Origin of the sequence: Streptomyces minutiscleroticus (genome assembly GCF_014650875.1) — a bacterium.
GTDB classification, from domain to species: domain Bacteria; phylum Actinomycetota; class Actinomycetes; order Streptomycetales; family Streptomycetaceae; genus Streptomyces; species Streptomyces minutiscleroticus.
On the sequence record NZ_BMVU01000001.1, the window covers coordinates 90,001 to 101,582 of the forward strand.

Consider the following 11,582-nt stretch of genomic DNA (forward strand, 5'->3'; position numbering starts at 1 on the left):
AGCGACAGCCCGAAGGCCCGCCGCCCGCACCGGCGGTGCAGCGCATCCGACTGCGCTACACCAAGCGCGGCCGCCTCCGGTTCACCAGCCACCGTGACTTCCAGCGCGCCTTCGAGCGCGCGTTGCGCCGTGCCGAGGTGCCGATGGCGTACTCGGCGGGGTTCACGCCGCATCCGAAGGTGTCGTACGCCAATGCCGCACCCACCGGCACGGGCAGTGAGGCGGAGTACCTGGAGATCGCGCTCACCGAGGCGCGCGACCCCGGCAGGCTGCGCGAGCTCCTCGACGAGTCGCTGCCCGACGGGCTCGACATCGTCGACGCGGTCGAGGCCCGCACGCCGGGTCTGGCCGACCGGCTCACCGCGTCCGTGTGGGAGCTGCGCCTGGACGGCGTGGCGCCCGAGGACGCGGAGCGCGCGGCCGGGGCCTTCCGCTCCGCGGAGACCGTCGAGGTCCAGCGCATGACCAAGAACGGTGTGCGCACCTTCGACGCCCGCGCCGCCGTCGCACATCTCCAGACGCACCACGATCGGGCCGATGGGCCGATTGACCAGCCTTGTGCGATACTGCGGCTGGTTGTTCGGCACGTGACGCCTGCCGTACGACCCGACGACGTCCTGTCCGGTCTCCGCGCCGTGGCCGACCTGGCGCCGCCGGTCCCCGCAGCGGTGACCAGGCTGGCGCAGGGGCTGTTCGATGAAGAGACCGGCACGGTGACCGACCCGCTCGCGCCCGACCGCGAGGCAGTTGCGGCCGCCCCGGCCGATCGTTCAGGGGCCTCCGTGACCGCCGCCGCGACGGCGCCGGTGCCGGAAGGTCCCGCGTAGGGACGGACGTCGTAGCGCCGCCCTCGTACTCGGGAGCCACCTGGGTCGGGCAGCGCACCGACACAGAAGACTTTCGCCAGGCCGTACGCACACATGGTGTACGGAACCGGCGAGACAGGACACAGAGAGCTCCCGTGCGGCGCCCTCGCCCCCGAGAACGGCGGCACCGCGCATCGCGCGAGCCGCGGACGTCACCGGACCAGGCGCGGCGCCCGGGAGCCTGACGGGAGAACCACCCGCATGCTCGAGCCGACCGAATCCACCGCATCGTCCGTGGAACCCGAGAACGACACCCCCAGCGACACCCTGCCGCCGCGCCGGCGCCGCCGCGCCGCGTCCCGGCCCGCCGGGCCGCCGGCCGCCGGCGAGGCCGCGGCCGAGGCGACCGCACCGGCCGCGCAGCCCGCGGCCGCCGGGGACGACCAGCAGGGCGCCCAGGACGCGCCGGCCGCGAAGGCCGGGTCCGCCGAGGCGCCGGAGGCCGGGACCGGCGCGCCGGCCGCGCGTCCGCGCCGCCGTGCGACACGGCGTGTCTCGGCGCCCGCCGGTGCGCCCCAGACGGCCGGGACCGCCGAGGCCGCCGAGACCGTCACCTCCGCGGAGGCGTCCGCCGAGCCGCAGGCCGCCGAGGCTGCGGCGGTCGAGGAGGCCGCCGCTCCCGCGCGTCCGCGCCGTCGTGCCACCCGCCGTGCCTCCGCGCCCGCGGGCACGCCGAAGGCCGCCGAGGGTGTGGAGAGCGTGGAGAGCACTGAGAGTGCTGCTTCCGCCGAGGCGGAGCCGCAGGCCGAGGCCGCTGAGGCGTCCGCCGAGCCGCAGGCCGCCGAGGCTGCGGTGGCCGAGGAGGCCGCCGCTCCCGCGCGTCCGCGCCGTCGTGCCACCCGCCGTGCCTCCGCGCCCGCGGGCACGCCGAAGGCCGCCGAGGGTGTGGAGAGCACTGAGAGTGCTGAGAGTGCTGCTTCCGCCGAGGCGGAGCCGCAGGCCGAGGTCGCGGAGGCGTCCGCCGAGCCGCAGGCCGCCGAGGCCGCCGCTCCCGCGCGTCCGCGCCGTCGTGCCACCCGCCGTGCCTCCGCGCCCGCCGGTGCGCCGAAGGCCGCCGAAGGCGCCGAGACCGCCGCCCCGGCCGAGGAGCAGCCGGCCGCGCCCGCAGCCGAGGCCCCCGAGCCCGTGGCGGCCGCCGAGGAGACCGCGGACCGGGCCGCCGCGCCCGCCGAGGAGGCGGCTCCGCGCCGTACGCGCCGCCGCGCCACCCGCAAGGCCGCCACCGGCTTCGCCGCGCCGCCCGCCCAGTCCGCCGCCCCGCAGGCCGGGGCCGAGGGCACGCGCCGCCCGGCGCGCCCGGCCGTCGCCGTGTTCCGGGCGCCGGTCTTCACCGAGCCGATGTTCCAGACGCCGGAGCGCGCCGCGGCCGCCGCCGCTGCCGAGGCGGCAGAGGCCGCCGGAACCGCCGAGCCGGCTCCGGCTCCGGAGGAGGAGACCGCGCCGCGTCGCCGTCGCCGCCGCCGGGCCGCCGAGGAGGAGGCCGCCGCGCCCGCCTCCGGGACGGCTGAGGCGACCGAGCCCGCCGCCGCGCCGGAGGAGCCCGCCGACACCGAGCCCGAGGAGCCCGCCGAGTCCGCCGAGGACGCGGTGGAGGACGACGAGCACGACGAGACCGAGGAGACCGGCGGGCGCCGCCGGCGCCGTCGCGGCGGCCGCCGCCGTCGCCGGGGCGAGTCCGCCGAGGACGACTCCGCGGACACCGACGAGGCCGCCGACGAGCAGGCCGCGCAGGACGCCGAGGACACCGCCGAGCAGGCGGAGGAGGACGCCGAGGACGAGCGCGAGGAGGCGGGCGGCTCCAGCAGCAGCCGTCGCCGCCGCCGTCGCCGCCGCCGTGCGGGTGACACCTCCGTCGACACCGAGCCCGGCGACGGCGACCCCGAGCGTACGGTCGTGAAGGTCCGCGAGCCGCGCCGCAAGGACGAGCGCTCCGGCGACGCCTCCGACGAGGTGCAGTCCATCAAGGGCTCGACCCGTCTGGAGGCCAAGAAGCAGCGCCGCCGCGAGGGCCGCGAGCAGGGCCGCCGCCGGGTGCCGATCATCACCGAGGCCGAGTTCCTGGCCCGCCGCGAGGCCGTCGAGCGCGTGATGGTGGTCCGGCAGAACGGCGACCGCACGCAGATCGGCGTCCTCGAGGACAACGTGCTCGTGGAGCACTACGTCAACAAGGAGCAGTCGACCTCGTACGTCGGCAACGTCTACCTGGGCAAGGTCCAGAACGTGCTGCCGTCCATGGAGGCCGCGTTCGTCGACATCGGCAAGGGGCGCAACGCCGTCCTGTACGCCGGTGAGGTCAACTTCGAGGCGCTCGGCCTGGCCAACGGCCCGCGCCGCATCGAGACCGCCCTGAAGTCCGGCCAGTCCGTCCTCGTGCAGGTCACCAAGGACCCGATCGGCCACAAGGGCGCCCGCCTGACCAGCCAGGTCTCACTGCCCGGCCGCTACCTGGTCTACGTGCCCGAGGGCTCGATGACCGGCATCAGCCGCAAGCTGCCCGACACCGAGCGGGCCCGGCTGAAGACGATCCTCAAGAAGATCGTCCCCGAGGACGCGGGCGTCATCGTGCGCACCGCCGCCGAGGGCGCGAGCGAGGAGGAGCTGCGCCGCGACGTCGAGCGTCTGCAGGCGCAGTGGGAGGAGATCAAGAAGAAGGCGAAGAGCGGCAACGCCCCGACCCTGCTGTACGGCGAGCCGGACATGACCGTCCGCGTCGTGCGCGACATCTTCAACGAGGACTTCTCCAAGGTCATCGTCAGCGGCGACGAGGCGTGGCAGACCATCCACGGCTACGTCGCGCACGTCGCGCCCGACCTGGCCGACCGCCTGCAGAGGTGGACCTCCGAGGTCGACGTCTTCGCGACGTACCGGATCGACGAGCAGCTGGCCAAGGCGCTCGACCGCAAGGTGTGGCTGCCCAGCGGCGGCTCGCTGGTGATCGACAAGACCGAGGCCATGGTCGTGATCGACGTCAACACCGGCAAGTTCACCGGCCAGGGCGGCAACCTCGAGGAGACCGTCACCAGGAACAACCTGGAGGCGGCCGAGGAGATCGTCCGCCAGCTGCGGCTGCGCGACCTCGGCGGCATCGTCGTCATCGACTTCATCGACATGGTCCTGGAGTCCAACCGGGACCTGGTGCTGCGGCGCCTGCTGGAGTGCCTGGGCCGGGACCGTACGAAGCACCAGGTCGCCGAGGTCACCTCGCTGGGCCTGGTGCAGATGACCCGCAAGCGGGTCGGCCAGGGCCTGCTGGAGTCCTTCTCGGAGACCTGCGTCCACTGCAACGGCCGCGGCGTCATCGTGCACATGGACCAGGCGGCGTCCAGCGGAGGCGGCGGCAAGCGCAAGAAGCGCGGCCGCGGCGGCGCCGAGCAGCACGAGCACGAGCACGAGCACGAGACGGCGCCGGCCGCCGGTGCCGAGGCGCCCGAGGCCGTCGAGACGGCGGCCGAGGTCGCCGCGGAGGTCGCCGAGCCGGCCGCGCTGCCCGCGCCGGAGTTCGCCCCGGACGAGGAGCTGTACAGCAGCGTCGCCGAGGCGGAGGCCGCCGCGACCCGCGGCCGTTCGCGGCGCCGGGCGAGCCGGCGCGCGTCGGCCCCGGCGGGCGCGCCCAGGTCCGCCCGCAAGGCTGCGGTCCCGACGGCGCAGGACGTGACGGCGCGGGAGGAGGCCGAGCGTCCGGTGCGGCCGGAGCCGGCCGAGGCCGCGCAGGCCGCGCCGGCGGCGGCCGAGGACCCGGTCGTCGAGGCCCCCGCGGAGGAGCCGCAGGCGCAGGCCACCGAGGCGCAGCCCGCCGAGGCCCCGGCGGAGCCCGAGGCGGCCCCCAAGGGACGGACGCGTCGCCGTGCCACTCGCCGGGTCTCCGCGCCCGCCGGTTCGCCGGCGGCGGCCGAGGAGGCCGTGGTGACGGTCGCCGAGCCGACCGTAACGGCGGAGGAGCCCGAGGCCGAGGCCCCGGCCGCCGCCGCGCCGAAGGCCCCGGCCGAGGCCGCGGAGAGCGCCGCCCCGGCGCGCCCGCGCCGCCGCGCCGTCCGCAAGGCCACCGCCCCGACCGCGCCCGAGGAGACGGCCGTCGTGGTCGTCCCGTCGGCGCAGCAGGAAGCCGCGGAGGAGGCCACCGCCACCGCCGCGGAACCGGCCGCCGAGGCCCCCGCCGAGGACGAGGCGGCGCCCGCCAAGAAGGCGGCCCGCAAGACGGCCAAGAAGGCGACCGCGAAGAAGGCGGCCACCAAGAAGACCGCCGCGAAGAAGACGGCCGCGAAGAAGACCACGGCCAAGAAGACGACGACGAAGAAGGCCGCGGCGAAGAAGACCGCCGCAGCGGAGCAGCCGTCGGCGCCCACGGTCACGGCGACCACCGACGAGGACTGAGCCCCCGGGCCCGTACCCCTCGTCGGGACCGACGCCCCCGGTCCGGCGGATTCCCGCCGGACCGGGGGCGTCGGCGTGTCCGGCGTCCTCGGCCGTCCCTTCGCGGGCGGACGCCCCTGCGGCGGCAGCCGGGCCACCGGCACGGGCGCTCGACAACGTGCGGTGCAGGCAGCGGCAGACCGCGGGCGGCACACGGCCCACCGGCATCCGCGTCCCGATCTTCGGGCTCGTCCGGCCGGTGACCGCCGAGAGGACCGTCGCGCCGGAGAGGGCGTGCTGCGCGGTCGGCGCCGCCCACGCCGGGACCGGCAGAGCCGAGGGCCCCGGCGGCATCAAGGGCACGGGGGAGGCTGCACACCTCCGGCGACCCCGCCGTGCGCTGCCACGACGACGGCCAGGACCCGCTGGACCCCGGCAGGAAGCCGCTGACGCCGTACCCCGTCCGCTTCGAGTACGTCCTGGTCGGCGGCGTGCACGACGGGGTGCGCAACAAGATCGTCCTTACCGGCTCCGGGAACTGCACCGGATCCGCGCCGCACGGGGACGACGAGTCGAGCCCGAAGGCCGACACGACGCCGCGCACGACCCGGTACGAACTCGTCTTCGACCGGGCGGTGTGAAGGTCGTCCGTCCGGGCACCGTGGACACCACGGGCCCGTGCAGGGGCGTGAAACCGCTGCCGGCCGGCAGTGAGAGACCGACGGCCCGGAGGCGCGGCCCGGCCGCCGCGTCCCTCTTCCTCCGGACGGGCGGCGGTTGCGATGGTCGGACGGTGGCGCAGTCGGCATGCCCATTGCAGCTCACGCACTGTCCACCAGTTCTCCACCTTTTGTGACGACTTTACGGGCGCTCTGTGAATTTAGTCACTGTGCAGTGGGGGAGGAAGGTGTTGTGTGCCTCCTGTGAATAAAAGAGGATCACCTCGCTTTTAGGTTCTCTTTATCGAACGGGGAGCGCGTGTCAGGGGTGGGGAAAGCGTGGTGCCGCGGTGTGGCGACCGTTTTGTCAGGGGCATTGCTAGCGTGGGGGGTCGGCGCGGGAGGAACGCCCGCCGCGGCCGCGGTCGCGTGCCCGTCGGGCACGGAGTCGGACTTCAACGGTGACGGCATCCGGGACACGGCGATCGCCGACCCCGAGGCGACCGTCGGCGGGGTGAAGAAGGCGGGTGCGGTGCACGTCGTGTACGGCGGCGGCAAGGGCACCCTCGAACTGACGCAGGACACGGCCAACGTGCCGGGCGTCCCGGAGGCGGGCGACCAGTACGGGCACTCGCTGGCCGTCTACGACGCCAACCTGGACGGCTGCAGCGACCTGGTGGTCGGTGCCCCCTACGAGGCCATCGGCACCGCCGCCGAGGCGGGTGTCGTGCATGTCGTGTACGGCTCCACCTCCGGACTGGGCGGAGGCGCGGCGGTGACGGAGTTCGTCCAGGGCAGCGGCAGCATGAACGGCTCCTCCGCCGAGGCGGGCGACTGGCTCGGGTACGCGGTCGCGGCCGGCAAGACCTCGGCCGGCACGCCCTACCTGCTGATAGGCGTCCCCGGCGAGTCGATCGGCACGCTGGACGACGCGGGGGGCGCCTACTACGTCCATGGGACCGCGCAGACCGTGGTGGGTATCAACCAGGACACCGAGGCCGGCGGCGCCGTGCCCGGAGTGGCGGAACAGGACGACCGCTACGGCGCCTCCCTCGCCGCCACCCCGACCCATTTCGCGGTCGGCACGCCCGGAGAGGCGCTCGGCACCACGACCTTCGCGGGCGGGGTCGGTGTCTTCAGTCACACCCTGGCCTCCGGGCATCCCAAGCCTCTGTACGGCATCGGCCAGGACTGGGACACGGTCTCCGGCGCGGAGGAGGTGGGAGACCAGTTCGGCGCCTCCCTCGCGATGGTTCCGTACCGGCCCTCCGGCGCCACCTCCACCACGGAGTCGCTGCTCGCCGTGGGCATACCCGGCGAGGACCTGTCGACCACCGTGGACGCGGGCGCCGTACAGGTCTTCCGCATCCCGGCGAGCGGGGACTTCACCGAGGTGAACTGGATCGACCAGAACACCGCGGACGTGGAGGGCGAGGGCGAGGGCGGCGACTTCTTCGGCCAGCGGATCACCGCGGTCAACAGCTCCCCCAACGCGACCTCCACCGCCACCACCGTCCGGCTCGCGGTCGGCGTGCCCGGCGAGGAGTCCACCGAGGAGTTCTCGGACGAGGGCGCCGTACAGATCTTCCCGCTGGTCGGTGCGCCCGGCGCGGCCGACCGCTGGATCGCCCCCGGGAACGGCATCCCCTCGGCACCGGCGACGCGGATGCTCACCGGACTGAGCCTCGGCAGCACCCCCTCCCTGCTGTACGTGGGGGTGCCGTACGGGCCGGCCGACGGACGCGCGGTCTACGGCTTCCCGTGGGGAGTGGAGTCCGGCGGCGCACCGACGCAGACCTTCAAGCCCGGCGAGGGCGGCATTCCGGCGACCGGCGTCGCATTCGGCGCCGTGGTCCGCTGACGGGAGAGACGAGACCATGAAGCAGTGGGGGAGCGGACGCATGTCCGCGTACAGACCCGATCCGGCGCGGACCCCGGATGAGTCGGGCGCCATGAGCCGGTCGGCCGGGCCGCGTACGATGCGGCGGGCCCTGATCGCCGCCGTGCTGGCCGGTGCGGTGGCGGCCGGCACCCTGGCGGCGCTGCCGGGCGGCGACCGGCCGTCCGGCACCGACCAGGCACCCGTCGCCGCCGACAAGCCGGTGCAGACCGAGCAGCAGGCGCTGGCGGCCGCGGAGGAGAGCGGTGACCAGGTGGAGGTGGTCGGGCTGCGCACCGAGCGCCGCGAGGTCTTCGCGGAGCCCGACGGCACCTTCACCGCCCGGGAGTACACCGAGCCGGTGCGCACCGTGCGCGACGGCGCCTGGGTGGACATCGACGAGACGCTGGTGAAGCGGGCCGACGGCGGCTGGAGCCCGAAGGCCGCCACCGTCGATGTCGAGTTCTCCGGGGGCCGGGCCGACGAGCCGTTCGCGACCATCCGGCACGCGGGCCGTGCGCTGTCCCTGACCTGGCCGTACGGCGAGCTGCCCGCGCCGGGGATCGACGGTGACACCGCCACGTACACCGACGCCCTGCCCGGCGTGGACCTCACGGTCCGCGCCGAGCCCGACGGCTTCGGCCATCTGCTGGTGGTCAAGACGCCCGAGGCGGCGGCCGACCCCCGGCTCGCCGAGATCGACCTGGGGCTCACGACCGACGGCCTGACGGTGCGCGAGAACACCGAGGGTGCGATCCTCGCGGAGGACGCCGAGGTCGGCGGTACCGTCTTCGAGGCGGGCAAGCCCGCGATGTGGGACTCGGCCGCGGCGGCCGAGAGCGGCTCCGCCGGGAACGCTCCGACCGCGAACAGCGCGGGCGGCGCCCGGCAGGCCGCCTACACGGTGCAGGCCGCCGACCAGCCCGCCGCCGAAGCGGAAGCGGCCCTGGAGGGCCCCGGCGGGGGCGGTCGCACCGCGCCGCTGGAGATCGAGGTGAGCGAGGACAGGCTGACCCTCGTCCCGGACCAGGAACTGCTCAAGGGCGACGACACGGTCTTCCCCGTGGTGATCGACCCGATCCAGCGGACCACCTCACGGACCTCCTGGACCGGAGTGATGTCCGGGATGCCGTCCGAGCAGGACTGGAAGTACTCGGGGAGCGCGGGCGTGGGCAAGTGCCCGACCGACTACAACCCGGTCTCCTGCAACGGCGTGGGCGTCCGGCGCCTGCTGTTCACGATGCCGCTCTCCTTCTACAAGGGGAAGCAGATCCTCGGCGCGACCTTCTCCGCCCGGGTCGAGCACATCTACAGCGCCTCGCCGACCGCCGAGCCCATTCAGCTGTACCGGATCGGCGGCAAGAACTACTCGATCAGTTCGTCCAGCGACTGGTCCAACACCAAGGACGACTGGGACGACTACCTGCAGACCGTCGACAAGGCGATCTCCCCGACCTCCTGCTCCAGCCAGGCCAACCTGCACTTCGAGAGCGGGAAGACCGGCGAGCTGACCAACGAGATCAAGACGGCCGCGGCCGACGGCTGGAACTCCATGACACTGGGGCTGCGGGCCGCCGACGAGGGCCGGTTCGCCGAGTGGAAGCGGATCTGCGGCAACGCCTATCTGTCGATCAGCTACAACAACCTGCCGCGGCAGATCAAGACGTCCGACATGTCCACCGACCCCGGCGGCGTCTGCAAGTGGGGCTCGACCCGCGAGTACGCGGAGGTCCCGCCGACGCTCCAGGCCATCGCGAGCGACCCGGACCACGGCAACGGCCGGACCGACAAGGTCAAGGTGGAGTTCAAGGTCGAGTGGACCGACCCCACCACCAAGGAGGCCAAGTCCTACACCTACCTGACCCCGGACTGGGGCTCCCCGACGCCGGGCACCAGGTTCAAGCACACCGTCAAGTCGTCGATCCCGCAGAACACCGTCATCTACTGGAGCGCACGCGCCACGGACGGTGACGGCTACGGGCCGTGGAGCTACGACGGTGACACACCGCAGCGCTGCGAGTTCATCTACGACAAGACGCTGCCCGGCAAGCCGAACGTGCTTTCGAAGGAGTACCCCTCCGACACCGTCTACCACGACGGCGTGGGCACGTACGGCACCTTCACCTTCGCGCCCAACCCGAACGACTCCATCCCGGACACGGACGTCGTCAAGTACCGCTACGCCTTCGACTCCACCGCGAGCCCGGCGACCACCGCCACCCCCGCCAAGGCGGGCGGATCCGTCTCGGTGAGCTGGATGCCGACCCGGGCCGGCCGGCACTGGGTCGACGTCGTCGCGGTCGACAAGGCGGAGAACCCGAGCACGAAGGCGCACTACGAGTTCCTGGTGAGCGAGGGCAAGCCGGTCGTGGCCCAGTGGAACCTGGCCGACCCGGCGGGTGACACCGAGGCCCACGAGGAGAGCGGCGAGTTCTCGGCGACCGCGGGCAGCACCGTCACCTTCGGCGTGGACGGGCCGGGCGGCAAGGCAGACGCGGCCGCCCGCTTCGACGGCACCTCCGAGTCGTACCTCGACGTCGGCGAGACCGTGCTCGACACCGGCAGGAGCTTCAGTGTCAGCGCCTGGGTGCGGCCCACCGCGCTGGACACCGACATGACGGTCGTCAGCCAGGACGGCACCGGCGAGCCCGGCTTCACCCTGGGCTACGACGCCACCGCGAAGACCTGGAAGTTCGCCGTCCCGGTCAGCGACGTGGACTCCCTCGGCGAGTGGAAGGCCGTTTCCACCGGTGTCTCCGTGGTCAAGGACCAGTGGGTCCTGCTGACCGGTGTCTACGACGCGCAGAAGAGCGGCGGCCCCGAGCTCAGGCTGTACATCAACAAGGACGCGAAGGGCACCGCCCAGCGCCGCTCCGTCTGGAAGTCCTACGGGCACCTGCAGATCGGCCGGGCCACGGCCAGGAGCGGCTACCGGGACCAGTTCACCGGTGACCTCGCCGAGGTCCGCGTCTTCGACCGGGTCCTGCCGGCGGCCCAGGTCGCCGAGCTGATGACGGTCAAGCCGGAGCGCAAGGGCTACTGGCAGCTCGACGACGCCAGCGGCGGTGCCTCCGCCGAGACCGGCGGCGGCCAGCCGCTGACCCTGGCGGGCAACGCCTCGGTCTACCGCCCGGCCGACCCGCTGTTCGACACCGCCGCCCTGGTCGGCGACGGCAACCTGGTCCTGGACGGCGACGGGGACTACGCGTCCACCGCCACCGCCCCGGTCCCCGGCAACAGCAGCTTCACCGTGACCGCCCGCGCCCAGCTCACCTCGCTGGACCCGGAGAAGTCGCAGACGGTGCTGTCCCTGCCGGGCGCCAACGCCAACCGCCTCCAGGTCCGCTACCAGGCGGCCACCGGCCAGTGGGAACTGGCCGTCGCCAAGACCGACACGGCCGGAGCGGAGGTCGTCACCTTCACCGACGACCAGCAACTGGCCGACACCGGCGGTTCCGGCCAGCACCTGGCGGTCGTCTACGACGCCTTCGCCAACTCGGTCCGGCTGTACGTCGACGGTCAGCTCGTCGCGGGCGCCTACGGCAAGGACGACACCCTGTGGTCCGCCACCGGCGGCCTCCAGGTGGGCCGCTCGCTGCGCGGGGCGAGCGAGTACTTCGCCGGTGCCATCGACGAGGTGCGCGTGTACAGCGGGGCCGCGGATCTGACCGCGGTCCAGGGGATGGCCGGGCTGACGGCAGAGCCCGCCATGTGACGAGCAGTCACCTCACCTTCCGGGTTGCGCCGGGTCCGTCCAGGGCCCGGCGCAACCGCCCTCTTCCATGACCTCCTCCTCCGACCAGGGAGTTGTCCGATGTTCTTCCGTGG

General features: G+C 73.9%; 5 protein-coding genes. All 5 read left to right on the forward strand.

Annotated elements, in window-relative coordinates:
* Positions 1-35 precede the first annotated feature (35 nt).
* The 5 genes from IE271_RS00335 (at position 36) to IE271_RS00355 (ending at position 11,469) form a co-directional block, all read left to right on the forward strand.
* On the forward strand, positions 36-827 hold the full coding sequence (locus tag IE271_RS00335) for a TIGR03936 family radical SAM-associated protein (RefSeq protein WP_190188043.1): 792 nt from the start codon (positions 36-38) through the stop codon (positions 825-827).
* A gap of 240 nt (positions 828-1,067) precedes the next feature.
* Complete coding sequence (locus IE271_RS00340; RefSeq protein ID WP_190188044.1) at positions 1,068-5,237, forward strand: Rne/Rng family ribonuclease; 4,170 nt, start codon at positions 1,068-1,070, stop codon at positions 5,235-5,237.
* A gap of 374 nt (positions 5,238-5,611) precedes the next feature.
* The gene (locus IE271_RS00345; RefSeq protein ID WP_190188045.1) at positions 5,612-5,857 is read left to right on the forward strand and encodes a hypothetical protein; all 246 of its coding nucleotides are present in this window, start codon (positions 5,612-5,614) and stop codon (positions 5,855-5,857) included.
* 394 nt (positions 5,858-6,251) lie between these two features.
* A complete protein-coding gene (locus tag IE271_RS00350; protein WP_229919061.1) occupies positions 6,252-7,736 on the forward strand; it encodes an FG-GAP repeat domain-containing protein in 1,485 nt (494 codons plus the stop codon).
* A 40-nt stretch (positions 7,737-7,776) separates the two neighbouring features.
* Positions 7,777-11,469: a LamG domain-containing protein gene (locus IE271_RS00355; RefSeq protein ID WP_190188047.1), complete on the forward strand. Its 3,693-nt coding sequence runs from the start codon at positions 7,777-7,779 to the stop codon at positions 11,467-11,469.
* The last annotated feature ends 113 nt before the right edge of the window (positions 11,470-11,582 follow it).

Bases quoted from the DNA above. Each gene is read 5' to 3' on its own strand.
- IE271_RS00340 (WP_190188044.1), top strand. From the start codon at position 1,068: ATGCTCGAGCCGACCGAATCCACCGCATCGTCCGTGGAACCCGAGAAC.
- IE271_RS00355 (WP_190188047.1), top strand. From the start codon at position 7,777: ATGTCCGCGTACAGACCCGATCCGGCGCGGACCCCGGATGAGTCGGGC.